At 47.0% G+C, this 26,070-nt stretch carries 25 protein-coding genes; 5 read left to right on the forward strand and 20 right to left on the reverse strand.

Annotated features, from left to right (window positions below; genetic code table 11):
* Positions 1-33: 33 nt before the first annotated feature.
* On the reverse strand, positions 34-1,824 hold the full coding sequence (locus MHB84_RS28265) for an L-fucose isomerase (RefSeq protein ID WP_076288659.1): 1,791 nt from the start codon (positions 1,822-1,824) through the stop codon (positions 34-36).
* 410 nt (positions 1,825-2,234) lie between these two features.
* Between MHB84_RS28265 and MHB84_RS28270 the strand changes: the two genes are divergently transcribed.
* Positions 2,235-3,245 (forward strand): LacI family DNA-binding transcriptional regulator, encoded by a 1,011-nt coding sequence (locus MHB84_RS28270; protein ID WP_076288658.1) that lies wholly within the window; start codon positions 2,235-2,237, stop codon positions 3,243-3,245.
* 322 nt (positions 3,246-3,567) lie between these two features.
* Here the strand turns inward: MHB84_RS28270 and MHB84_RS28275 are convergent, their stop codons facing one another.
* The 3 genes from MHB84_RS28275 to MHB84_RS28285 all read right to left on the reverse strand — a co-directional run bounded on the left by MHB84_RS28275 (position 3,568) and on the right by MHB84_RS28285 (position 6,275).
* Complete coding sequence (locus MHB84_RS28275) at positions 3,568-4,461, reverse strand: NAD-dependent epimerase/dehydratase family protein (RefSeq protein WP_076288657.1); 894 nt, start codon at positions 4,459-4,461, stop codon at positions 3,568-3,570.
* A gap of 92 nt (positions 4,462-4,553) precedes the next feature.
* Positions 4,554-5,270: an SAM-dependent methyltransferase gene (locus tag MHB84_RS28280; protein WP_076288656.1), complete on the reverse strand. Its 717-nt coding sequence runs from the start codon at positions 5,268-5,270 to the stop codon at positions 4,554-4,556.
* 24 nt (positions 5,271-5,294) lie between these two features.
* The gene (locus tag MHB84_RS28285) at positions 5,295-6,275 is read right to left on the reverse strand and encodes a Gfo/Idh/MocA family protein (RefSeq protein WP_076288655.1); all 981 of its coding nucleotides are present in this window, start codon (positions 6,273-6,275) and stop codon (positions 5,295-5,297) included.
* A gap of 162 nt (positions 6,276-6,437) precedes the next feature.
* On the opposite strand from MHB84_RS28285, the gene MHB84_RS28290 reads away from it, so the two are divergent.
* Together MHB84_RS28290 and MHB84_RS28295 are read left to right on the forward strand one after the other, a co-directional pair.
* The gene (locus MHB84_RS28290) at positions 6,438-7,046 is read left to right on the forward strand and encodes a bifunctional transcriptional activator/DNA repair enzyme AdaA (protein WP_083678846.1); all 609 of its coding nucleotides are present in this window, start codon (positions 6,438-6,440) and stop codon (positions 7,044-7,046) included.
* A complete protein-coding gene (locus MHB84_RS28295; protein WP_076288654.1) occupies positions 7,043-7,861 on the forward strand; it encodes an SPL family radical SAM protein in 819 nt (272 codons plus the stop codon). Before MHB84_RS28290 ends, MHB84_RS28295 begins: the two co-directional genes overlap by 4 nt.
* Positions 7,862-7,946: 85 nt before the next feature.
* Here the strand turns inward: MHB84_RS28295 and MHB84_RS28300 are convergent, their stop codons facing one another.
* The 10 genes from MHB84_RS28300 to MHB84_RS28345 form a co-directional block, all read right to left on the reverse strand.
* On the reverse strand, positions 7,947-9,053 hold the full coding sequence (locus tag MHB84_RS28300; protein ID WP_076288653.1) for a Gfo/Idh/MocA family protein: 1,107 nt from the start codon (positions 9,051-9,053) through the stop codon (positions 7,947-7,949).
* A gap of 113 nt (positions 9,054-9,166) precedes the next feature.
* Positions 9,167-9,895, reverse strand: a complete 729-nt coding sequence (locus MHB84_RS28305) for a ThuA domain-containing protein (protein WP_076288652.1) — start codon at positions 9,893-9,895, stop codon at positions 9,167-9,169.
* Positions 9,896-10,055: 160 nt separating this feature from the next.
* Positions 10,056-11,228, reverse strand: a complete 1,173-nt coding sequence (locus MHB84_RS28310; protein ID WP_053780576.1) for a Gfo/Idh/MocA family protein — start codon at positions 11,226-11,228, stop codon at positions 10,056-10,058.
* A gap of 109 nt (positions 11,229-11,337) precedes the next feature.
* The gene (locus MHB84_RS28315; protein WP_076288651.1) at positions 11,338-12,384 is read right to left on the reverse strand and encodes a LacI family DNA-binding transcriptional regulator; all 1,047 of its coding nucleotides are present in this window, start codon (positions 12,382-12,384) and stop codon (positions 11,338-11,340) included.
* A 259-nt stretch (positions 12,385-12,643) separates the two neighbouring features.
* On the reverse strand, positions 12,644-13,720 hold the full coding sequence (glpX, locus tag MHB84_RS28320; protein WP_076288650.1) for a class II fructose-bisphosphatase: 1,077 nt from the start codon (positions 13,718-13,720) through the stop codon (positions 12,644-12,646).
* Between the two features lie 667 nt (positions 13,721-14,387).
* Entirely contained in the window at positions 14,388-14,954 is a 567-nt protein-coding gene (locus tag MHB84_RS28325; RefSeq protein ID WP_445322116.1) for an EVE domain-containing protein, read from the reverse strand.
* Complete coding sequence (locus MHB84_RS28330; RefSeq protein ID WP_076288649.1) at positions 14,930-15,496, reverse strand: DinB family protein; 567 nt, start codon at positions 15,494-15,496, stop codon at positions 14,930-14,932. The genes MHB84_RS28325 and MHB84_RS28330 overlap by 25 nt, the downstream gene beginning before the upstream one ends.
* Before the next feature lie 66 nt (positions 15,497-15,562).
* Positions 15,563-16,510, reverse strand: coding sequence for a helix-turn-helix transcriptional regulator (locus tag MHB84_RS28335; protein WP_076288648.1), 948 nt, complete (start codon positions 16,508-16,510; stop codon positions 15,563-15,565).
* A 243-nt stretch (positions 16,511-16,753) separates the two neighbouring features.
* A complete protein-coding gene (locus tag MHB84_RS28340; protein WP_076288647.1) occupies positions 16,754-16,975 on the reverse strand; it encodes a 2Fe-2S iron-sulfur cluster-binding protein in 222 nt (73 codons plus the stop codon).
* 94 nt (positions 16,976-17,069) lie between these two features.
* A complete protein-coding gene (locus MHB84_RS28345) occupies positions 17,070-17,426 on the reverse strand; it encodes a hypothetical protein (protein ID WP_076288646.1) in 357 nt (118 codons plus the stop codon).
* 210 nt (positions 17,427-17,636) lie between these two features.
* Here MHB84_RS28345 and MHB84_RS28350 point away from each other — a divergent pair, with 210 nt between their 5' ends.
* Both MHB84_RS28350 and MHB84_RS28355 read left to right on the forward strand, forming a co-directional pair.
* Positions 17,637-18,134 carry a hypothetical protein gene (locus MHB84_RS28350; RefSeq protein WP_076288645.1) on the forward strand — a complete coding sequence of 166 codons (498 nt, stop codon included), beginning with the start codon at positions 17,637-17,639 and terminating at the stop codon, positions 18,132-18,134.
* Between the two features lie 29 nt (positions 18,135-18,163).
* Positions 18,164-18,547 (forward strand): hypothetical protein, encoded by a 384-nt coding sequence (locus MHB84_RS28355; RefSeq protein WP_341143088.1) that lies wholly within the window; start codon positions 18,164-18,166, stop codon positions 18,545-18,547.
* A 74-nt stretch (positions 18,548-18,621) separates the two neighbouring features.
* Here MHB84_RS28355 and MHB84_RS28360 read toward each other — a convergent pair whose 3' ends face one another.
* The 6 genes from MHB84_RS28360 to MHB84_RS28385 all read right to left on the reverse strand — a co-directional run bounded on the left by MHB84_RS28360 (position 18,622) and on the right by MHB84_RS28385 (position 26,010).
* Positions 18,622-19,152, reverse strand: a complete 531-nt coding sequence (locus MHB84_RS28360) for a (2Fe-2S)-binding protein (protein WP_076288643.1) — start codon at positions 19,150-19,152, stop codon at positions 18,622-18,624.
* Positions 19,149-21,482, reverse strand: coding sequence for a xanthine dehydrogenase subunit D (gene pucD / locus MHB84_RS28365; protein ID WP_076288642.1), 2,334 nt, complete (start codon positions 21,480-21,482; stop codon positions 19,149-19,151). Before pucD ends, MHB84_RS28360 begins: the two co-directional genes overlap by 4 nt.
* A 67-nt stretch (positions 21,483-21,549) precedes the next feature.
* A complete protein-coding gene (locus tag MHB84_RS28370) occupies positions 21,550-22,464 on the reverse strand; it encodes an FAD binding domain-containing protein (protein ID WP_076288641.1) in 915 nt (304 codons plus the stop codon).
* 308 nt (positions 22,465-22,772) lie between these two features.
* The gene (locus MHB84_RS28375; protein WP_076288640.1) at positions 22,773-23,417 is read right to left on the reverse strand and encodes a nucleotidyltransferase family protein; all 645 of its coding nucleotides are present in this window, start codon (positions 23,415-23,417) and stop codon (positions 22,773-22,775) included.
* A complete protein-coding gene (locus MHB84_RS28380; RefSeq protein ID WP_076288639.1) occupies positions 23,383-24,558 on the reverse strand; it encodes an XdhC family protein in 1,176 nt (391 codons plus the stop codon). The genes MHB84_RS28375 and MHB84_RS28380 overlap by 35 nt, the downstream gene beginning before the upstream one ends.
* Positions 24,559-24,687: 129 nt before the next feature.
* Entirely contained in the window at positions 24,688-26,010 is a 1,323-nt protein-coding gene (locus tag MHB84_RS28385) for a 5'-deoxyadenosine deaminase (RefSeq protein WP_076288638.1), read from the reverse strand.
* Positions 26,011-26,070 lie beyond the last annotated feature (60 nt).

Here is a 26,070-nt window from a genome sequence, read left to right on the forward strand (position 1 = left end):
CCTCCTTTGCTTCCGCGACTAGCCGTTTGGATGTTAACGATACAACGGTCCAAAGACGCTGCATGCCCGGTAATCGGCACTTTCTGGTTCACTTGTGCCGAACAGCCCCCAGGCACGTGGACGGAAAATCTCGGATTCCGGTACATTATGCATACTCACCGGGATACGAAGCATGGAGGCCAGTGTCAGCAAATCCGCTCCGATATGTCCATAAGAGATGGAGCCATGGTTCGCGCCCCATTGATTCATCACTTCGTAGACCGAAGTAAAAGCTCCTGATCCCGTCAGAACAGGTGCAAACCAGGTGGATGGCCAAGTCGGATCTGTCCGTTGATCCAGCGTATCATGCACATCCTCAGGCAGATCGACGGTGTAACCTTGAGCCACCTGCAGTACTGGCCCTAGTCCTTTAACCAAATTGAGACGCGTCATCGTAACAGGCATACCGCCCTTGGTCAGGAAATCAGCCGAATAGCCGCCGCCCCGGAAATATTCGACAGATGCCGGGCGCCACGAGGTCGCTTTCAGGCAGTCCTGAACCTCTTCGTCTGTAATTCCCCAGAAAGGCTTGAGCACAGGCTCACCTGCTCTTGATTGTTGCCCTGTACCGTCCAATGCTGCTGAACCGGAGTTGATCAGATGCAGAATACCGTCCTTTGCGTTTCCTTCCAGCTGATGCCCTGTCACGCGTTTTACCGAATCCGGGCTCCAATAAGTGCGGACATCTGCGAAGATCTGCGCGGTATGGGTAAGCAGGGAACCAAATAACATCGACACACCATTCAGGCTGTCGTTCTCTGTTGCCACCAGATAAGGAGAACGTTTGCCATTCCAGTCAAAGGAAGAATTCAGGATGGATTCCAAAAAATCTCCGTTGGGTGAATGATCTGTCCACTGTCGTTGTCCCTGAAACCCGGAGACAATCGCGTGGTGGCCCATGGATTCCTCAGTAAATCCCAGCTCCGCCAGCTTCGGATTGCCAGCCATCAGGTCACGTACGATCTGCGTCATTTTCACTACCGTTTCCCATTCATACTCTTTGCGTTTGCGATCTGTCTGCAGATGGGCAGGATTATTGTCCGCTCCTTCACTACAGTTCTCCTTCACCCAAGCTAGCGCCAGCTTATACTCCTCAGGATCATAGATTTCTTCTTCTATACGACGAGTCAGTTCACTCATATCCACATATTCGTTCCGCATGCCCAGATACTCCTGGAAAAAGGAATCGTTCACGATGGAGCCGGCAATGCCCATGGATACCGAGCCGATAGACAGATAAGCACGTCCCTTCATGGTGGCAGCGGCAAGACCCGCACGGCTGAAACGCAGCAATTTCTCGCGAACGTCATCAGGAATCGTCGTATCTCCTCCATCCTGTACATCCTCGCCATAGATACCAAAAGCCGGAATCCCCTTCTGTGCATGGGCTGAGAGTACTGCTGCCAGATATACTGCGCCCGGACGTTCGGTTCCGTTAAAACCCCAGATCGCAGTAGGAATGGAAGGAGACATATCCATCGTTTCTGTTCCATAACACCAGCAAGGTGTAACGGTAATGGTCACGCCCACGTTGGAGCGACTGAATAGTTCCGCTGCTGCCGCTGCCTCGTTCACGCCACCAATACAGGATTCGGCAACGACGCATTCTACCGGCGATCCATCGGGATACCGAAGTTCTGCTGCGAGCAGCTCGGCAACGGAAGTTGCCATGCTCATCGTCTGCTCTTCCAGGGATTCACGAACACCCTTGCGTCTGCCGTCAATTGTGGGACGAATACCAATCTTGGGAAATGCCTGTTTATAACGATAATCCTGATGTGTCATACTAAAACGTCCTCCTTCAATGGTTTCATAGAATAGGTACGAATGACTTGTGACTTGTCCGTATGCAATTTGATGGGGCTATTTAGGAATTTTGATTCCTTCTGTTCACCGATACCCGAGGTAATACACTACCATTGCATGCCAACGGACAGTTCTTTTTCTTACTATGAATGCGTTTACAAATGCTTGATTAAATAAACCGCTCTATATTATTGACTCCGTTATGCTGTCCTGTTATGGAGTGTGAAGGAAGCGATGTGAGCAAAAATGAAAAGCGGTTAGACTGAAATAAATCAACTTTTTTATGATTAGGGTTATCGGTAACCCTAAGATAGCATGAGCCTATCTTGCTGTCAATCGGCATTATCCTATAGAATGGAAAGACTATGTTGCGGAAAGGTTAGATCCTATTGATTACCATTTATGATATTGCCAAAAAAGCCAACGTCTCCGCCATGACCGTCTCCAAAGTCATTAATCAAACAGGTCGTATTAGCCCGGCTACACGCGAGCGTGTACAACAGGTCATCGAAGAACTTGGTTACATACCCAATTCGAATGCGCGCAGTCTTGTGCTGCAACGGACTCAGATGCTGTCATTATTGATTACGGATATTACCAACCCCTTCTATACAACGCTGGCCCGGGGGGCTGAGGATGCTGCCAATCTGCGTGGTTACCGCCTCTTGTTCAGCAATAGCGACGAGGATTACGACAAGGAGAAAAATTATGTGGAAACCATTCTGTCTACTCGCGTCGATGGTGTACTGTTTGCACCTGCAGGGGACCGCTCGCTGAATCACTTGAAGCAGCTGCAGGAACGTAACATTCCGTTTGTTATTTTGGACCGCACTGTCCCGGGAATCACATCTGACGTTATCGCTGGGGACAGCCGAGATGGGGCGCTTCAATTGATTCGATATCTGACGAATCTGGGTCATCGCTGCATTGCTCTGGTTAATGGTTCTTCCGAGGTTTCGACTGCGCGGCTGCGAGAAGAAGGATATATGGAGGGACTCCGGGAAGCCGAGTTGCCCTTTGACGAAGGCTTAATCCTTCGAACAGGCTACCGGGATTTCAGCGATGAAGTGGGTATCGACAGTTTACTTGCACATCAGTATAAACCTACAGCCATATTTGCAGCAAACAACATGCTCGCCATTGGCGTCATTCGACTTTTACGTAAACGGGGGCTGCGTGTGCCTGAAGATATCTCGGTCGTCTGTTTTGATGACCTCGATCTGGCTTCTGCCTTTGATCCCTTTCTCACGGTTGCTGCACAGCCTGCCTATGATTTTGGTGCCATCGGCATGCAGATGCTGATCGACCGAATTGAAGGTAAGGCTCCTGAGGAACCACAGACCGTCATTATGCCATCGGAGCTGCGTATTCGCGCTTCGGCCTCTGTACCTTGCGAATAAAGAGGAAAATCAGTCGTAGACCAACCCTGACTTGAGAGAAACTGTTTTGTTGAAGCAAATACAAACAGGACGCATCGGAGAATATTTCTCTGATTGCGTCCTTTTTTATGAAATGTACCTCTTATATATATGGAATTTATATAAATTGAACTAAGCATTTACACAAGAACGTAGAGGACAGAAATAACCTGAAGAAGCGGAGCGTTCGCCTTTATCCTCGGATTTTCCCCTTTGAAAAAGGAATCCAAAAAAATCTGGGGATAACAGCGATCGGAAGGTTGTTCTGGCATCGGAGTGGCAAGCGTAAATATTCTTAGTTAATTTATCCCTCGGATTGAAGAGCCAGAGCGACTTCCCGAACCAGACCAGGGAACCAATCCATTAATGCTTCGAACGTATATCCATCCTGCTCTGCTTTGGATGTATCCATTGTCCAGGATTCCGAAATTCCAAAGGGTGACATGTCCTCTTTGATCGTTTCGGTCAGTACCTGAGATTGCATGCCTGTTACCGTTTCGATCAGATGCATCATGGCGGAAAGTGTTATCGTCCCTTTGGACGCTGCATTCACAGGTCCTGTAATGGATGAATGTCCAAGCCAAGCGAGAAATCTCGCGGCTTCGGTGGAATTGATAAATCCAATTTCGGCGTTCGGATTTGGCATGCCGATAGGTTTTCCTTTTTGCACATGTTCAATATGAAAATGAAGTCTTCGCGTGTAATCATCAATCCCGAGTACAATTGGAATGCGCATCGCCGCCACTGGGAAATCCGCTTCCTGGAAAAACACAGCTTCCGCTAGACGTTTACCCTCGCCGTAGGAGAAATCTTCGTGGCTTCCGTATTGCACCGGGTAGGTGTACGGATCGAAATCGGCTTCGGTAAATCCAGGTTTGGGATCTCCATATACCGAGAGCGTTGATGTCAAAATGTATCTTTGGGTGCGTCCGGCAAAAGCTTCACAAGCCGACTTCGCCGCATCCGGCGAGTAACAGATGTTGTCATAGACAATATCCCACGTGTCGGTCTGCGCAACCTCGGCAAGAGATTTCGGGTCCTCACGATCCATTTTAATCCGATTGACCTCGGGTCCAAAGTCTACATTCGTTTTGCCGCGAGTTGCGACTGTGATTTGAGACTTTCCTTCCCATAGTAAATGATCAACCAGACGTTTGCCGAAGAACCGTGTCCCACCAAGTATAAGTACTTTTTTCATCCGATAAAACCTCCTAACCTCTTCTGATCATGCGTATATTACTAAAACTTCATGAATGAAGTGCTGTCTGTGTTGTTGCAATCCAGATATTTTTACCGGGATTTCACAATATGGAGCATCGTGTGTGCTCCTCGCTGGAATTCGTATGAAGTCTTCTCTTCAGAAGTAATATATCCGCGTTCTTCCAGTATATCCTTTAATTGATCCATATGCTCATAACGCTTGCCAGACAAGTCTACCGTAGGAAAAATACGCAGCTCCCACTTGGTCACTCGCAACAGCTCAAGGATCGTCCGTAGATGGAATTCGGCATCCAGTCGATCTGCATACGTAAACAGGAAATGCGCAGACAATGTCAGATCGAATTGTTCATCGGCAAATGGTAACTCCGGCAGTACAGAAGCCACATAACGGTCAGGGAAACGTCTCATATCCGCTACACAGTCGGTGATTGCACGTCTACGTTCTTCTTCCAAGCCATGGATCGAACCGAAATCATCCCATCTATATTTGTCTTGTACTTGTTCCATTTGTTTCATCGTATGTTCAATATCCTGAAGTCCCTTCACTTCCAGTTGGCCGACCTCATGTTCATAGGCAATATCCGCTGCCATGGGATCTGCACCCCACTCTCGCGCATGGCTACTGAATGAACAAGCCCCACCCGGACAATCGAGAATGGACTTACCTTTAATTTCTTCCACGGTCAGGTTGAACATCTTCATATATTCCTCGAAGGTTCGCCCGATAAAAATAATCTGTGCCAGCTCCAGGCCGGCTACTCTGCTCTTCTGCTTATCTCTGCTCATCTCGTCTCAGCTCACTTTCCAGAATTAATCATTAGGAAAAACAAGACCAATCTGCTGCCGGATCTGATCCATCACCTGCATGGTAACATAGGAACGTTCATACGTGTTCATGTCCGATTCCTTTTTGCCCTGCTGAATCAGATTGACAAACTCCTCCACCTCATAATACATCGACGGATGAATTTGCTCGGCAGTGAGTTTTTCCACCGTACCATCATTGTAGCGTATCTCCGCATGTTCGGGTGAACCAATTTTGTCAATGAGGATGCTGCCGCGTTCGCCCATAATTTCGCTTGGAACATGAGAATTAGAGATTTTAGAGTACGTCACTACCGCTTCCATCTCATCATAATTCAGAATGACACTGCCTTGTCCATCTACCCCTGATTCCAGCATCATTGCCTGGGACTGAACTTGTTTAGGCTCGCCGAATAGCGTAATCAATGGATAGAGACAATACACCCCAAGATCCATTAACGCTCCGTTAGCAAGATCGGGTTTGAACGCATTCAGGATGATTCCTTCCTTATACTTGTCGTACCGGGAAGAGTACTGGCAGTAACTCGCCACATATTTACGTACCGGGCCAATTTTATGTAGGTGAGATTGTACCATTTTGAACGAGGGAACAAGGGTCGATTTCATGGCCTCCATGAGCAGAACTCCATGTTCTTTCGCTGTATCAATCATTCGACGGACCTCTACTCCATTGGCGGCCAAAGGTTTCTCACACAGTACATGTTTACCATTTCTCAGAAACAATTCTGCCTGCTCGGCATGAAAGGTATTCGGTGTTGCAATATACACGGCATCAAGACCATCACTCGTCGCCATCTCTTCGATGTTGGTGAATCGAAGTGCAGCCTGATATTGATCTGCAAATGCATTAGCTTTATCTTCAGTTCTTGAGTACACGGCAGTCAATTCGAATCCTTCGACTTGTGCAGCGGCCTCAAGAAGCCTCTCTGTAATCCAGTTGGTACCTACCACTCCAAAACGAACCATTCAATCTACCTCTTTCGTAAATAAATTTCACAATTAAACAGCTTGCCATCCTGTACATTGTAGCCTATATTTCAACCAGATTGAAGGGATGTCCATTTCCAACATATTGATATCTTGCTTTCTTGTTTGAAACTTCGTCGATCTCCATAAATCAGGGGTATAATGAGACTTGAGGTGATTCTTTTGGAAAGTCCCAACCCCTATCAAACAAATTCAGTTCCTATAGATGAAAAACAGTGGAATGCCATTATCCACAACGATAGCAGCTATGATGGTAAATTCTATTACGGTGTCAAGACAACAGGCATCTTTTGTCGACCTTCCTGCAAATCTAAAACACCCAAATATGAGAATGTCACTATATTTAACAACCCAGAAGAAGCATTGGCTCAACATTTCCGTCCATGCAAACGGTGCAAACCAACGGGCGAGCGAATCCCCGATCAGGAATGGATTTCTGTTGTAACAGACTATATTGAACATCATTTTGCCGAGTCTCTAACACTAGATATTCTTGCAAATGTGAGTCACGGGAGTCCATATCATCTGCATCGGGTGTTCAAACGGATTACCGGCCTAACTCCGGTGGAGTATATTCAGGAAAAAAGAGTCACCCAAGCCCGGAAATTGCTTGAAAGCACCCGGCTCACCGTTACAGATATCGGTCGCCAGGTTGGCATAGCCAATCCGGCGTATTTTATTACTGTATTTCGAAAACATACAGGCAGCACACCTGCCAATTATCGTGAACAAAGGCGTGATCAATCATGAAGACCAGCTTGGTATACAAAGTACCCAAAACATTGCTGAACAAAGGAACCGGGTTCCTTAATGGTTATACGCATACGCTGAATCCCTACACAGGCTGCGCTTTTGGCTGTTCCTACTGTTATGTAAGGCAAATGCCCGTCTCTTTATTTCGCAATGAACCATGGGGCAGCTGGGTTGATGTGAAACAGGAAGCCGCCAAGGTGCTTGCCAAAGAGCTGAAGCGTGCGAAATCGAAAGGTAAAGTCACTCTCTTTATGTCATCCAGTACAGATCCGTATCAGCCCATTGAATATAAGGAGCAAATCACGCGTTCTTTACTTGAAGTTATGGCCGAGGATCCACCCGATTTTATATTGGTTCAGACCCGAAGCCCGTTGGTGACCCGAGATATCGATCTGCTGCAAAAGTTGGGTGACCAGGTCCGGGTTAGCATGACCGTGGAAACGGACCTGGATGATATCCGCAAGCAGTTCAGTCCTTCTGCTCCGCCAATCGCTGGCAGATTGCGTGCCCTGAAACAACTGCGAGATGCCGGTATCCCCACACAGGCTGCTATTGCGCCAGTATTACCCAGCAGCGAAAATTTTGCAGCCATCCTAAGGCCGCTTGTTGATCGTATATGCGTTGATGATTACTTCATGGGAGATGGCAGTGAGGGCAAGCGAACCCGGAGACTTGGCATGAAGCCACTTTATGAACAAGTGGGCAAGGAAGATTGGTACAGTCCTGAGGCATACAAAATGGTAGTCGAGCGAATGAAGGCGCATTTTGAGGAACATGAAATTTGGATTAGCCAAGCTGGATTTGAACCCTAAAACCCTGATCATACCTTTATATAAAATGAAAATAGCCCTGCTTCCCTCGCATCGGGAGTCAGGGCTATTCTTCTAACTTAATCGATTATTGATCAAGTGTGTACAATGGAAGATCTGCAGGCAGTGCCGCTGGGCGCTGACATGTGCTGTCCATTTTATAAAAAGTCTGCTCATCCGAAGAATCATGGAACGCCCACATCGCTTCGAGTACATGGTAGGCAAGCTCTCCACTTGCCCGGTGAGCACGTCCGCTACCCACAGCATAAGCCATATCTGCAACACCAATGCCACGTGTATTCTCCTGATATCCTGGCAGAAGGGGTACCTCAGTCCATTCCTCATCACCTAGCAAACGGTAACGAACTGGACCGCCGAATGTGTTTGGATCAGGAACCTGTAGGGTTCCATGAGTGCCGTATACTTCAATCGGTGGCAATACACTTCCGCCAAATACGTCAAAACTCGTAATCAGCGTGCCGATAGCTCCCTGTTCAAATTGCAGCAATCCCGCTACATGCGTCGGAATTTCAACAGGAATGCTCTGACCCCGCTTTTTCTCACTCGTGATCGTCCGCTGTTCCATCGCTTTGCCCGTCATGCCAGCAATTGACTTGATTGGTCCCAGCAATTGTACGAGCGCAGTCAGGTAATAAGGCCCCATATCAAACATCGGCCCGCCACCGGCTGCATAGTAGAACTCCGGATCTGGATGCCAATGCTCATGCCCACGGCTCATCATGAATGCGGTAGCGGCCACAGGTTTGCCAATGACACCATCCTCTACTACTTTGAGTGCCGTCTGAATTCCTGAACCGAAGAACGTCTCTGGCGCACAGCCTACCAGCAGCCCTTTACGCTTAGCTGTTTCGAGAACCGCCTGACCCTCTTCTCGTGTGACGGCGAGTGGTTTTTCCACATATACATGTTTGCCTGCTTCGAGCGCTCTCAAGCATACATCTGCATGAACGGCAGGGATTGTCAGATTGATAATCAGGTCGATCACAGGGTCTGCCAAAATTTCATCTACCGTGTATACGTTAGGAACATGATAAGCAGCTGCCTGCTCCTCTGCTCTGTTCCGGTCAAGATCCGCAACCGCAACAAGATCGAGCACCTCAAATCGGTGACAGTTCTCCATATAAATACCGCTGATTTTACCACAGCCAATAATGCCTACTTTCATTGTTTTCATACGTGGACTCCCTTCGTGTTTCCAATTGATATAGCGCTTCCAAAACAACTCAAGACCGCTTTATGTGGGTCAATATATTTATCTCAACGGATATGAATTAGATTTAAATTTAATTAGTGACTTTGGTTATCAGCCATTCCTGTGTAAACTTCAGTCACTGCGTCCTTGCGGCTTTGCGCAAGAGCTTTGCCTGCTGCAGTCCATTTGAAAGCACTACGCATCATCTCAGTAACCTGTTTCATCTCCACAATATCTGCATGGTGTCCAAGCGAGTTGTAGAACACACGGCCTGCACCCCAGCGTTTGGTCCAAACGACTGGCATATCTACTGGGCCATTCGCTGCGTGAGGACCGTTGACAATTGGGAAACGTGTTGTTGCCAGCACTTCTACTGCAGGGTCCACGTGCAGGTAGTACTGTTCGCTTTTCACCTGGAAATCTTCAATATGATCCAGCAAAGGACTGGAACCACGCTTCATGTTTACCGTGTACTCCACGCCGTCGTTCCCTGGATGCGCAACCCACTGTCCACCCGTCATGAACTGCCAGTCGACGTTGTTGCGGAACGCATCACACATCCCGCCATGAAGACCCGCGAGACCTACGCCGCTCTGAACAGCCGCAGATACGTTATTGACCAGTTCCTGTTCAATCTGTCCCATTGTCCACAGCGGAACGATTAGGTCCAGACCCAGCAGTTTCTCTGCATCGGCATAAGCTTCCAATGTATCTGAGACTTCAACCTCGAATTGTTCTTCCTTCAAAATGCGTTCAAAAATCGCTGCTACCTGCTCTGGTTCATGTCCATCCCAGCCGCCCCATACGATTAGTGCTTTGCTCATCACCCATCACTCGCTTTCCGGAAGTTAAGTTATTGTCGTACTATCGAACCTTGCTCAAACTCAAGACCTCTCCGAGGTCAACATCCTAGCTTAAATGCAGCTTATTTATTTCAAATGAGTGCCACCATGATGTCCAGTTCACAATTCAGTGCTTTAATGATTACATTTCTTCTAGCGACACCCAGCGGCGCTCTGTAACGGAACGTTCAACGGCTTCCAATACCGCTTGACAGGCAACCCCATCATGGAAACTTGGCTCAGGCTGCCGTCCTTCGGAAATCGCAGTCACCAGCTCCAGCATTTCATGTGTGAACGTATGCTCGAATCCAATCGTATGTCCCGCAGGCCACCACGCCTCAGCATATTTGTGTGCCGGATCGGTCGCCAGAACACGGCGGAAGCCCTGCACATCTTCATCGTCCTTCGTAAAATACACTTCCAGTTCATTCATCCGTTCAAAATCAAACCGGACACTGCCCAGACTACCGTTGATTTCAAACGAGTTGGTACTGCGATGACCTGCTGCAAAGCGTGTAGCCTCAAAGCTCCCCAACGCACCATCTGCAAACCGTGCGAGGAACAACGTGGCATCATCTACCGTCACTTCACCCTTCGGAGCATCTGCGTTCGAACTGCCTTTGGCGCTAAGTCCGGTCATTTCCGAAGCCAGCGGCCGCTCTTTGATGAAGGTTTCGCTCATCCCAATTACTTCCTTGAATTCACCCACCAGGAAACGTGCCAGATCAATTAGGTGTGCGCCAAGATCGCCATGTGAACCGGAACCGGCCACTTCTTTTTGCAGACGCCATACCAAAGGGAACGAAGGGTCCATGATCCAATCCTGAAGGAAAAACGCTCGGAAATGATAGATTTTGCCAAGGCGTCCGCTTTGCACCAACTCTTTAGCCAGCTGCACTGCTGGAGAGAAACGGTAGTTGAATCCGACCATGTGTGCAACCCCTGCTTCTTCAGCAGCCTGGAGCATTTCACGCGAATCAGCTAACGACAAAGCCAGCGGTTTTTCACAGAACAGATGTTTACCCTGACGAGCGGCTTCCAGTGCGATTTCCTTATGGGCATCACTTGGAGCGTTAATATCGATCAGATCGATGTCATCACGCCGCACCAGCTCGCGCCAGTCCGTTATACTTTCAGACCAGCCGAACTGACTGGCAGCCTCCTGAACTCCCTGTTCGTTCCGTCCGCAGATTACAGACATCTCCGGCTGCAGTGGGGCAGACGGGAAAAACATCGGCAGACTGCGATAAGCATTGCTATGGGCTTTTCCCATAAATTTGTATCCAACCATTCCGACACGAAGACGATTTGACATGGTCATTTCCTCCTTTGGGATATAGCTATACAGGTTGAACTAAAGAATATTTACACTTGCCACTCCGATGACAGAACGCCCTTTCGATCGCTGTTATCATAGCCATGTATTAATTACGAATTGAAGAGGCACGGATAATCAGCTCTGTAGGTAACAACTGCCTTGCAGTTTCTGCGGGGAGTTCGGTATTCACTGATGAAGCTGTTACTCCCAATGATCCATGAATAAGCTTGGATGCAGCCAGTTCTCCCATTTCATAAAAGGGAACCCTGACGCTACTCAGCGGTGGAACTGCCATCTCGGCCGCGTCGGAGTCATCGTAACCCACAAACGCGGGGAAATCCTGAACCTTGATCCCACGCTCACGCAAACCATGCATAACACCGATTGCCATCCGGTCATTCGCAGCAAATACAGCGTCAATCTCGTCAAGCCGAGCTGCAATGGTGGCAGCTGCCTCCACACCGCTTCGTCTGCTGTAATTTCCCTCCAGCAATAGACTGGAATCCACCTGCATTCCGGCTTCATTCAGTCCGATTTGAACGCCCTGAAGCCGCTCCTGACTGTTGGAGTAACTATCCGGACCATTGAGAAAGGCGATATTCCGGTAGCCCTGATCGGTAAGATGACGGATTGCCTGCCTACTGCCCTCCACATGATCAGCATCCACTTCCATGAATGATTCACTATCAAAGTGCTGGTTCATGATGCAAAATGGATGTCCCTCCTGCTGAAGCTGTTGTAAGGCATCAAGTTCTCCATAATCATCCCGCGCGCCGAGAATGATGCAAGCATCCACTTTCTGACGGCGGAACAGATCCGTATAATTCATCACTTCACCCGGTGTCCTGAACATGACCAGCAGGTCCATGCCGTTGTCCCTGGCTTTGCTCCCAATGCCACTCAGCATTTCCGAGAAGAAATATGCCGAGAACAAGTGCGCCTTCGGAACGTAGGGCAACACCACGCCAAGGTTACCACTCTTACTTCTCGCAAAGCTGCGGGCCAGCGCGCTGGGCACATAACCCAACTGCTCAGAAGCTTCAATAACCTTACGGCGGGTTTCCTCTTTAATAGGACCAACGCCATTAAGAACTCGGGATACTGTAGCTTCTGAAACACCGGCAAGATCAGCCACTTCTTTACGGGATGCCATGGATCTCACCTCCTTCATGTTTCCTGAACACATGCAAAACCGATGCCATGTATCAAATAATTATGTACGCGCGTACATCTTCTCATGTGTTGTAAACGTTGTCAATGCTTTTAACACAAAAAAAGATGAGGATTTGTGTAAACAAATTCCCCACCTCTTGCTTACTATATTTTCTTGTAACTTGTCCCATGTTCCCTTATGATTCACATGACTACAAATAGTTCTTTATTGGCCCAGCTAACTATAGTACAGACCTACATCAGGTCGTCACACCGTTACCAACGGATGATTGACTGAACTCAGCCTGTTCTAAAATGGTGATATTAGCTGGAATGCGATCCGAAGGCTCAGGTGTCGATTGAAGCTGCCGTACTTTGTGTAGCACTTCCTTATTCGGAAGGAAATGCTGAGAACGAATGAAACGAATGGTTTTGGTTTTGGCACGCATGACAATGGAATCGGTCTCTGCCCGGTCATCTGCGAGGTAACGCACACCACCAAGAATTTCACCCGGAGTAACACCTGTTGCGGCAAAAATAACATCTTCCGTGCCGATCATATCCTGCATCGTTAATACTTTGTAGGGATTATCGATTCCCATTTGCAAGCAGCGCTGGAATTCGTCTGCGTTCGCAGGCATTAGGCGACCTTGAATCTCGCCTCCAAGGCAGGACAAGGCGGCTGCAGCAAGCACTCCTTCCGGTACTCCTCCTGATCCGACATACAGATCAATACCTGCCTCTGGGAACGCAGGTGCCATTGCGCCAGCAACGTCACCATCACTGAGGAACTTGATTCGCACACCAACCTTGCGCAATGTTTTGATTATGCTCTCATGCCGAACACGATCCAGAATCATGACAGTTAGATCTGAGATGTTTTTGTTCAATGCTTCAGCTGCTTTCTCCAATGTCACCTCAACCGGGTCTTCGATACTGACCTTGCCCACCAGAGCCGGACCTACAGCCAGCTTTTCCATGTACATATCCGGTGCGTGGAGCAGGTTGCCTTTTCCCGCGACTGCAATAACCGATAAAGCGTTGTTCAGGCCCTTGGCTACGATCTCTGTTCCTTCCAAAGGATCCACAGCCACATCAACCTCGGGGCCCTCAGCGTTGCCGACTTCTTCCCCGATATACAACATAGGTGCTTCATCCATTTCTCCTTCACCGATTACCACCGTGCCGCGAATAGACACGGAATCGAACATGGCGCGCATAGCCAAAGTAGCCGCCTCATCTGCACTATTCTTGTCGCCCCGCCCCATCCAGGGTGCTGAAGCTAACGCAGCCAATTCTGTTACTCGGACAATTTCCAACGCCAGTTCGCGTTCCATTTTTCCCACTTCCTTTCCAGTTTCCAAAAGCATACATTGAAAGCGGTACTAAATCCATCGCAAATCCATATGAAATTGATCTTAAAAGGGAGCAATAGCCCGATTTTGAGAAATTACTCCATACTGTCCCTCATCGATAAATGAACACATTTACACACGTTTGAACATGCCTTTTTACGAGTCTTACCACACTGAATTATTTCAAGTGGAAGCAGTATAATTTATCTTTTTTTTCGAAACTCCATATTTATCACGTTGAGATTGTCCCAGAAACAGATGAGTGCACAAATAATTCGTATAACAACGTTATTTATGTAATTAAACTTACATTCACAAGGAGAACTATCCTGCACTCTCACGTTCGTCGAAAACGGTTTATATCAGACCCGATACAGCCATCCTGCACTTTCAAAGAAACAATATTGAAGACCTTATAACAGAAGTTTTTCATTCAAAGATTCGAACTGAAAATTCACCTAAATCCAGCTCTATCCGTCCCTAGCAATATAGATACAGTTTATGGATGTCATCGAAAATAATAAGTTTACATAATATTTATTACGTAGTTAAAAACTCAATTCTTTTTATTTCTCTTCAAAAGGTCTATTTTGCTTTAGCTTCGTGTGCCACATAAATATGATCTGGCTCTTTGATCAAACTTTGTAGGTTAGCAGGTTTCTACCTCAGCCCCCAACATGGCAACTGCAATTTTCAGAAAATCCTCTCTTTGAATCTGCAAATGACCATATCTAAAATGATATCCCCACCGTGCCTGTCCCCGCGTAAGAATCAGTTGATCCAGTAAATCAGCGATCTTCACCTGCTGACAAGGATAATACTGAACATTCCTCCGATTCGGTACAAAGGAATCCGACACATGGTGCGTGTACACCTGATCGTCTATTATACGCCCTATGGCCGTGAATGCTTGAAGTACCTTGCCTCCTTGCATGCTTGTTCGCGGCGAATAATAGATCAGCCAGTCTCCTGCATTCATTCTGCGCAGCGAAGCTACCTTGCCGTGACAGAGCTGGGCGAAGCCCCCCTCCACCCCTTTTTCCACATGTGATGCAGACACAACGCCGATCCAGTAGCAGTTTCCTTTTTCAGATTTAGCCTCAACTTCTAACTGAGAAGCCAGGAGTTCACTCGTATGAATCTGCATAATTCCTTCGCTGGTAGCCATCAAATCATGCTTTGCCTGTTCATTCATCTCTGCACCTGTTCTTTCCATGCCTTCTTCAGACGCTCAAGCTGCAAGAAATGATGACGATAATGCATTTCGACCAATGCAAACCATTCCTCTGCATTCAAACCGCCAAAGCTTGGATGTGTCAACGTACATTCCTGTATTGTTTCTTCCAGCAGCACTTCCAATCTCCGCATTTCATGCCTTACCTCATTAAATCCTTGAATTATTGATTCTCTTCCATCCGGTTGTAGTGGAGTATACTCAGGAGAAGCAGGAACGTGGATACGTATTGGAGGAAAACTTGCTTGCGCAAAAACAGCTTCACCTGTTTCTGTTTTGCCCTGGTTTTGCTTCTTATCCATGTCCTCCTCTGCGCTTATACAAAGTTGAACATTGGCTAAATGCATTTTCATTGCAGACTGAATTAAATGCTGGTACATTTGGCCCACTGACCACTCAGTCTCACTGGGTTTGTAGCTTAACTGAGCATCGCTCATCAGCTCCAGTTCCTGCAAATAACGTTCCAACGTCAGTTCAAAATCACGTCGAATCTCTTCGTTGTTCCTTGTTATTGTCGTTTCCATACAAATACACAACTCCTTCAATCGGTTATAAACCGATCATACACAAACACTACTGACAACGTTATGTCAGTAGTGTTTAAGGAGATTGCTTGCTTCTTCTCGAATACGGATTCTCAACGATTCAGGCTCCAAAACCAGAGCCGAAGCTCCCCAGCCAAGTATCCAACGCAGTACATCTTCTGGATGCCTTACACGAAAATCTGCGTATAATCCATCTGTTTGCAGTTCTGCTTTCTCCATATAGTAATTATTCGCTTCAATCACTCTATCTGCAATTCGACCATGAAACCATACACGGACATGAACATCACGGTTGTCAGCTGGTGAGTAACTATGAATATTAAAACCTGGAGGAAGATCGAATGGATCTGTACTAATCTCCAGGTCGCTCATGCGGGATATACGAAAATGACGAATCTCCTGTCGCAAATCACATCGGGCAATCAGCATCCATGAGCCTTGCATCCAAAGCATCCCGTAAGGGGAGGCCATACGGATGGTCTTTTGCACGGTTTCATTAGTAGTTCCAGGTTTATGATAATAAAAACGGATTTTGAGCTTATGCTGCATTGCCTTTCGGATGATTCCCATATGTTCGATCTCTCGCTCGCGTGCATCACTGTCCGGTGAACGAAGTAAACGGATACCCTGTTGTATCTGTTCCACCTCTTCCCGAAGAGGCACGGGCAGGATTGCTTCAATTTTGGAACGGGACGTAAGGGATGTACTTTTGTAGTAGTTATCGAAGCGCTGTTCCACAAAATCAAGTCCGATGAGAAGTGTTACCGCTTCTTCAGCTGTGAAGCTGATCGGAGGCAAAAAGTATCCTTCCATAAGTGAATATCCTACTCCGGGTTCTCCTACCACAGGAACTCCTGCCTCACATAACGCCTGAATGTCTCTATATATGGTTCGAACACTTGTTTCAAACAAGAGGGCTAAATCTTCCGCACGTTGAACCTTCCCCCGTTGCAGCTCAAGTACAATGGCCAGCATACGATCCGATTTGTTCACGAATCACCCCTCCTTGTGTGTAATATCAATTACACCATCTTCATAGGACATTTATTATAAGTAACATATGGACAAATGAAAAGTATACAGACGAACTAGTTTTCGCAATGCCCGAATCGAACCATTTTCGTATGTTGTTTCATTAAACAACAACAAAGACCAACCCCCAGAACATAGGTTGGTCTATAAAAACTCTTATGATATTGAAATTCAGAGAAAGCTCGGACCTCACTACTTCCAGGATCATTGGGTAGAACCCCTCCTATCGTGCTCATCAATCACCTTGTTTACCGCTCGTAGTATTCCTCCACAATATCCGTATTGGAAGCCGCCTTCTTCCACAAAAGCCTGCTGAATTGGATGCAACTTCCCTTCCTCTTCACCATGTAACCCTTCAATTGTTGTTATTTCACTGCCAACACATTGATAAGGCATAACGAGACAGGAAACCTTCGTAATAATCATCCTTATCTATCGTCCGTTAGAGATAGTTAGCAAGCAATATAGATACAGCTTATGAGTTAATCCAAAATAATAAGATTACATAATAATTGTTACGTTATTTTAAGTTCATTTTTTTGATGTTTTCTTTTAAAAGGTCGATTTTCTCCCCATCTTTATTCACCACATAAATATGGTCTGGTTTTTTTTCCAAACTTTTACCGCTAATCACCAATTGGTGCCCGCCTTCTATGTTGTATTTTCGAATATATAATCCCGATCCTTCATCTTCATAAGGGTACGCTGCAAAATCATTCCATGTCAGGCTGTCTCCTTTCTCTGCGAGAGTATTTAGTTTTTTTAAGGGAATGGATGTACTCGCCCCCCCCTGATCATTATTTGCCTGACATCCTGAACAAAATGCAACCAAAAGCAACAATACTAAACTGAGTTTTCTAGGAATAAGTTTTGTCATTATTCTTCCTCCTTAAATCTTTATGTGGAATAATTTGTAATAAATATCTTACTTTTATCACTATTGTACCATAACATAATTACCTTATATTACATTTTTTAGAATTTATTCGAGAGGGGGTTCTCTATTCATAAGCACAGCTGAGTTAAACACATTTCACATCGCATTTGGAATCAAAATATTTAATAAATTTCAGGAGGGGACGTAACAATGAAAAAATTAGTTTCATCTTTATTTGCAATGATCTTGTTATTCACACTAGCGTTACCTGTATTAGCTGAATCAAACAGTTCCAAAAAGGATACTTCTCCCGCAGCTGAAACTCAAACATGGTTGAATTGGTTTGACAAACTCACTAAAGAAGATCAATTAAAAGTAAGTTACAAACCAGCTGAATTAATATCTTTTAACGAGAATGCCCTCCTATCGTTACCTAATATAGACCCATTAGCTTCTTTCGCTCCAGATACTAAAGAATGGTTGAACTGGTTTAACAGTTTAACAGAAGAAGAACAATTACAAGTGAATTATCGACCTGCTGAATTCGCCTTATTGAATAAAACAGAAGTCACTGTTCATGAAACCCAATACAACAACCAGACTATTGATTCTAAAACAAACTCAAATGATCAATTAACTCTTCAAGCTCTTAAAACAATGCCTGTGGATATGAACACCCGTATTCTTCAAGTGCATGGGAAAATTTGACGGATAAAGCTAATTGCTATGCATACATGTTGAATACATCCACATATTCTGGACATAAATTACAACCAGGTGAACTGGCCGGGAAAGTTTTTACAAGTTTAACTTCTTCGAGCATCATTAGTGCCTCTAAGCTTGACATGCCATATTTAAATAAATCCCTACGAACTTCTACATATAGTGAAGTTCCTGGATACAGAGAGTACAAGGTAGCACTTGTTATTGCACCAAATTATGATTATCATTGGTACAGACAGGATGCTGATGGTGGCTGGTCACATAAGCGTGGGCTAACTGCTATTGATTTTAGAGATGCCAGTGGTAATTGGATTCGTAATCCACAAACAGCTGATCGTAATTATGGAAATGGTCTGAATTATTCGACTTGGGGCGGATGGTACATTATCAAATATTAATCGTTAGAAATAAAGACCGAGCGAAGCGGAGATATGCCCTCCAGCGCCCGGTCTTCTTTAATTCCGTAGTTCAATCACAGGTCAATTACTTTCTTCTCTTCCGTTGTTAAAATGGATGATAATAAACAGGTTTCTCCTGCAGTACGAACTGCACGAAGAATCCCTCCATATCCGGTGCAGCGGCACAGGTTGCCGCATAACCCCATTTCGATCTGTTCCTGACTAGGCTGCGGATTAAGGTCCAATAGAGCCTTAGTGGAAATGACCATTCCGGGAGTACAATACCCGCATTGGAAGCCACCCTCTTCCACAAAAGCCTGTTGAATTGGATGTAACTCACCTTCCTTTTCACCGTGCAACCCTTCTATTGTTGTTATCTCGCTTCCAATACATTGATAAGCCATAACGAGACAGGAATTGACCGGCTCTCCATCCATCAGTATCATACAAGCGCCACATCGGCCGACTTCGCAGGAAACTTTTGTTCCGGTTAGATTTAAATGCGAGCGCAGTACGTCCACAAGACGGGTTGTCTGGGTGATCTGCAATTGTTTCTCCTCACCATTCACAACGGCTGTCCAGAAATCGTCCAAAGGTTCAGTCATGATGAGCTCACTCCTTCCTGAAGCAAGACGCCAATTGGTTTGATCAGTTGATCGCGCGGAACTGGCAAACGATTAACCCACACACCTGTAGCCTGATGAATCGCAGCTGTTATGGCCGGAGCAAGGGCCACCGAACCAATCTCGCCAATACCCCGTGGTCCAAACGGATCGCCCTCTGGCAGATCTTCAATGGCCTCCACGTCCAGATTGGTGTGAATGTCGCGAATCGTCGGAATCAGGTAGGTGTCCAAATTGGTTGTCATATAGCGACTGTCTTGCATCACGGCATCCTCAGTCAATGTAAAACCCAGAGCCATTACACTTCCGCCTTCGATCTGTCCGATGAATCCCATTGGATTGATGACAGGGCCAGCAGCCACCACATGCCTCGTATCCAGCAATTTGGCTTCTCCGGTTAGCGTGTTTACCTCGACCTCTGCTGCTACAGCCGCATACGTATATAGATAATGCCCACCCACAACATTGTCCGGCGTGGTCGGATATTCAAATTGAGTATCAAAAATCCAATCTTCTGCTTCTCCATGCTTCGCCAGATCAACGTAAGAAACAACAACTCTGTAATTCATCGCCGGTTCATCTGCTGTAATTTCTGGAGAAAGCTGTCCCTTACGCCATACTCCCTCTATTCCAGTAATCAGTTCGTCAGCAGGAATTCCTGACAAAGCAGAGGCTACTGACAAAATTTTGGACCGAAATGGTGTCTGTAATCGCTGAAGAGCCATCCAGGCCATCGTTGTTGAACGCGAAGCGGTGCTTGAACCACTGTGTGGCACTCGATCCGTATCCCCAATAATAATACTCAGATCGGATGTTGAGCAGTAGAACAGATCGCAGAGCATCATTTCGAGCGTGGCAATGAGTCCCTGACCGAATTCTTCGTAGCTGAATGCCACTTCAATCTTACCTTCGGCATTCAGAGATAGACGGCCGCCCGCCGGATCGGGTATGCCATAACCCAACCCTGCTCCGTGCATCGCGATGGCTGCACCCACTCCACGTTTAATCCAGGGAGGCAGAGCAATATCTGTTGGGGGATGCTGATGCTTTTGCCATAACTCCGAACGATCCAGCGCCTCCCATACTTGCGACAGACCATCCGTGACCAGAATCCGTTGATTTAGTGGCCCTGGATCGGTCTTTTCCCTCATGTTGCGTCTCCGAAACTCCCAGGGGTCTATATCCATAATCTCGGCGAGTCGATCCATCTGACCCTCCATTGCAAAGATCGCCTGATTTCCGCCAAATCCGCGAAACTCTCCCGACACCCCATTATTCGTATATACCGAGACACCCTCCACATCTACAATGGGAATAGAATAAGGTCCGAGACAGTGTTCCGTGCAAAAATTCAGGACGGGTGCCCCCAGCGTGGCATATGCTCCGGTGTCTGCGGTAATGCGGACTCGGTGAGCCTGGATCATGCCTTCACGGCTGATTCCAGTCTGCATCTCAATTTTCATCGGATGGCGCTTCAGGCCTGCACGTACGGATTCTTTGCGTGAATTGTGCATTTTCACAGGACGTCCGGACCTTAAAGCAAGCAGTGCCCCATAAGGCTGTACATTCAGCTCATCTTTTCCGCCAAAAGAACCACCTATCGGAGATGAGACCACCCGGATTTCCTCTTCGGAACATCCAATGATTCGGGCAAGCTGCATCCTGTCCTTGTAACCATGCTGTGTAGCCGCGTAGACATGGAGTCTCCCATTTTCATCAGGAACAAATAACCCGCCTTCTGTCTCCATATAGGCATGCATCTGCCGAGGGGTATAGTACGTCTCACTCACAATATGTTCGCATGCAGCAAAGCCCTCATCTATATTGCCTCGCTTGATTTCGGTACGGTGCAGCACATTGCCGGGGCCATGTTCATGGAGCTCTGGTGCACCGGGTGCCAGTGCAGCTTCTGGGCTGTCTAGCGGACTCCATTCTTCATACTCAACATGGATGGCATCCAGAGCGAGCGCTGCACGTTCCGGGGAGTCCGCAGCAACTGCGGCAATGGCATCACCGACATAACGAACGACATGCTCGCAAAATAGAGGCTGATCCGGAGTTGCGATGCCAAACAGGTTCAAACCGGGTACATCTTTGGCGGTGAGTACAGCAAATACACCTTTCATAGCTTCCGCTTTGGTAGTATCGATAGACAATATGCGGGCATAAGGATAAGAGCTTCGAAGGACCCTCCCGTGGATCATATTGGGCAGCGTCATGTCTGTCAGATATTGAAGCTGTCCTGTTACTTTGCCTATACCATCTGGCCGCAGATGCCAGCGTTTCCCACTACTATCCCGATTTAACAGCATGTTCTCTCTCCTTTCTCCCTTCAGAAGCTGTTGGTCTCACACTTTGCTTCTCCAAAATGGTTTTCTTTTATGAGCGAAGTGCTTCCCAGAGTCCGGCACCGAGCATATTACCTGCCGTTTGTTTGCGGTACTCTTCTGTAGCGAATGCATCGCTATAAGTCACGAATTCCGCCATAACCGAGGCAGCTAAAGATGAAGCTTGCATAACCGAAGTCTCCCCGCCAAGAAGCAGCTTTTCCGACTCCGTAAGTCGCATGGCCATACCTGAACCTCCACCTGCAGCGATCGCTATCTTAATCCAGTGGCCATCTATATCCACTTCTCCGTGAAATGCAATCGTCACCAGCGATGCTGTAAAGGTCTCCCGCCGACCCAGTTTACGGTAAAATGAAATTTCACGCGCCACAGCTGTCTGCTCGCTATTGGCATCAGGCAAAGGCGTATTTTCCATTGGAATATGAATTCTCATTAATACATCATTCGGGTTGCGACTGCCGTCACGACCACCGTTCAGCCAGGACGAAAGACTGCGCATCTCCATGCCGTTGTCCGTCAACCAGTACAGCTGTGCATCGTAGACAAGGAGTGCGGGAATGGAGTCTCCTACTCCCGATACAATGTTTCCGCCAATTGTCGCCATATTCCGAATAGAAGGAGCGGCGATAGCGTTCATTGCAGATTGTAAAATGGGCAGCTGTTGCAGAAGAACGTCTGTGGCACAATGACTTAATGGCGTCAGTGCTCCAATGACCAGATCATCTCCATCCACATATACGCCGCTTGCATCTGGAATACGAGCAAGGCTGATCATATGCTCAGGTACAGGTACAAGGCCGCCCTCCCACTGAGTACGTAATAATGTGGTCCCTGCTGCAAAATAATACTTCCCGGACAGCTCATTCTTTAAAGCTTGAAGTTCATCCAGATTAACGGGCTGCCAAACGGTTGGCTGCGCTCCAGACCCATATGCCGGCATGACCATCCTTCCATCTCCCTTCTCTACCTGGAATCTGTCTGCGGGGTGTTGGATATGAACGAATGATCCAAATAATTCTTCAAATCATATGGGACTGCAACAATAAGGTCAATTATCTTCACATCATTTTGGATAAACGTATAAATAGATGGTTTAATTTGTGCCTGATGCATTATTAATTCTCAAAAGCTAACAAAAGCCACTTCATTACCAATTAGGTGAAAACAATAAAGAGACCAACCAGATGGTCTGGCTGACCTCATTACTTCGAGAAATAATACACAAGGAATCGCTCCTTCTGCCTTGATTTTCATTCATCTTATCCCATTCACATAATCCAAAATTCGCTCCAGCTCTGGTTCGGTATCCGCATCCCAAAAGCTAAAATCAGACAACGATACATGTGTGCCTGTATATTTGGCATTGCGTATGATTTTTCGCGCCCCCTCATCTCCGCTGAGCGACAAAAGAGGCCCCAGCATATGTTCACGAAAGGCGACCGGAGGCTTACCTCCACTGCCATCCGTAGCTGCTGCATAATCACACAGTTTGTTGGCGGCTAACGATTCAGCAACCCTGTTAATATCTCGTGCCTGCAACAACGGTTGATCTGCCAAAATCATCATCACACCTTCTGGCCTGTATGCCATTGCAGACAGAATGCCACAATGAAGGGACATGGCCATACCGTATGCATAGTCGGTACAGATTGCAACCTGTAGCTTCATCCTCATATCAAGATTACCGCCATATGATGCTGCATTGAGCCAGATGGAGGGAATCCATGCCAGTGAATCCTCAGGTTTGACCACACAGATAACTTTCTCCAAATCGGAATTCAATGCAGCTTCCAATGTCCATGCAGCCAAACATCTTCCATCAGGCATGACGATAGACAGTTTATCCCGCCCCATTCGGCTGCTCTTACCTGCCGCTAGCACGATGCCTGTCAGTCGCATGTGCAATCCCCCTCTGTACGTTGCGACGCTCTGCGGCAACAGCAGCTCGTTTACAGGCAATAAGTTCTGCTGCGATACTGATTGCGATCTCTTCCGGTCCGTCAGCACCAATGCTCAAGCCAACGGGTGAATGCAGATGTTTTAGTGGGGGGAGATCGTTCAGCAAACGTGCTGTCCGTGTTCTGGAGCCCATAATACCGATATATGCATAATCTCGATCCTCAAGTAATTCAAGAAATTCCCGTTCTCTCGGAAACTGATGACTCATCAATACGATATAATCCCCGCTTTGGATATCCAATACAGGCATGATCTCACTTGGGAAACCATGGATAAGTTCAACCCCCGGAAAGCGTTCCGCGGTGCATAAGGTTTCTCGCCAATCTGCTATGACCACACGAAATCCTGCTGATTTGCCCAGACGGGCGACCGGAATCACATCATTTCCGGCTCCAATGATAATTAGACGGGATTTGGGCTCATATCTTGCAGAGATCTGGAGGGGAACATCCCACCGCTCTGCATCATTCAATCCATGCCTCTGAAGATCACTCTCTCCAGAATTAAATGCGATAGCGTCAGCTTCAGACGAATGAATAATGACTAACGATAGTCGCGGTGTAACCTCTGTAATCAATGTATTTATTGGCCCTAGAGAAGCTCCCTTGGCAACTGGAGAATGAGATAATGATGTCTGGCTTTTCTCATCCTCAGCGAGCTGAATAACATAATGAATTTGGGTGTAATTATCGTAGAATGAACGGGTTAGTACCACAGCTGAGCCACATTGAAAATACGCATGCATATGGGACATGACCGACCTGAGTTCACCACATACCGGCTCTAGCAGCACTATAATTAATCCGCCGCAGCCAATGGTTTCTCCCCAGGACAGATCATCTTCGGGACGCATATCATACTCCACGAATTCCAACTGCTGTGTATCCAGCACACGGTCCACCCTAGCTTGCAGATCACTCTCCAGACAACCTGGACTGATACTGCCATACATCGCACCTTCTTCGGTCAAAAGCATAGAGACTCCTTGCTTACGGTAAGCATGACCTTCTACCTTAACTGCTGTTGCGAGAACACAGCGCGGTTCCCGCGCTGCAATTGCACACATATCATGCATTTCCATGGCGTCTCCATCCTTTCAGGGATTTGAATCCGAATCCGTAGAAGTGATTCTGAGCCTTTTTAGCGAAGATTGAAAGTCTAACTCCTGCTCAGACAGTCCATTGGATGAGTTTCATCCGTTTGCATTTGATTAGATGCGTTTCATCAATCTTGCAATACTTTTATCCGATTCACGAAGTACGATACCACGATCAATCGTTTGAATCTTCCGGTTTTGGAGCACGATGCTTCCATCAATAATAACGGTGTCTACACAGCTGCGAGTTGCAGAATAGACTACACGGGAGTACACATCAGTCTCATAGGAAGGGTACGTATGAAAATCTTCCAGATCCAGCAGCAACATATCTGCTTTTTTACCCACTTCCAGACTGCCGATTTCCTTGGACATTCCGAGCACTTCTGCTCCACCCATCGTCGCCATGCGCAGCACCGTCCGGGCGTCCATCACTGTTGGACCGTGAGGCACCTTTTGAATGAGCGCGGTCAGGCGCATTTCCTGAAACATATCCAGATTGTTGTTGCACGGCGCACCATCGGCACCAATCCCCACCGCAATCTGGCGATTCAGCAGATCAGGAATATCCGCTATACCCGAGGAGAGTTTCATATTCGATCCAGGGCAGTGGGTGACTTTTACACCGCGTTTGCGAATAATCTCCTTCTCTTCCTCACTCAGCCACACACAGTGGGCAAGCACCAGTCTTGGGGTAGCCAGACCGATATGATCCAGATAGACAATGTTGCGCATGCCACGTTCGTGTTCTACCAGTTCGATCTCGCCACGATTCTCAGAGGCGTGGGTGTGCACTTTCACATGGTACTTATTCGATAGGTCACGTACCTCAACCAATAGTTCCTCGGTGCACGAGACGACGAAGCGTGGACAAAACGCATACTGAATGCGCCCACCGCCGAATCCATTCCATTTCTCCAACAAATCGACACTTTGTTGCAGCGAGGTAGCCGTATTTTCACGCAGCGGTTCAGGAACTTCATCCCCGTGATCCATCATTACTTTGCCGGAAATCACCCGAATGCCGCTCTGAGCCATCGCCTGAAAAGCCGAATCGGTATGATGCACGGTCTCCATATCCAAAATCGTCGTTGTACCGCTGGAAATCAATTCGCCCAAGCCGAGCATCGCCGAGTAATAGACAGACTCTTCATCATGCGCCGCCTCAAGCGGCCAAATGCGTTGACGAAGCCAATCCATCAGTTCCAGGTCGTCCGCACGTCCACGGAACAAGGTCTGACACAGATGAATATGCGTCTGGATAAAACCTGGAAGCAGTACTTTGCCTCGAGCATCAATGACCTGATCTGCCTGAACATCGATATGCTCCGCAATTTCTTTGATTTTATTGTCCTCGATCAGCAAATCTCCCGTAAATACATCCTCTTCTGCATTCATTGTGACGAGCTGTGCACCTTTTAGCAGGATCGTTCCCATGATAATCTCCCCTATCCGTATCTATCTGCGTAAATTTACTTATTCTGATCCTGCATTTTA

Origin of the sequence: Paenibacillus sp. FSL F4-0087, from assembly GCF_038020215.1 — a bacterium.
GTDB lineage: Bacteria > Bacillota > Bacilli > Paenibacillales > Paenibacillaceae > Paenibacillus > Paenibacillus taichungensis.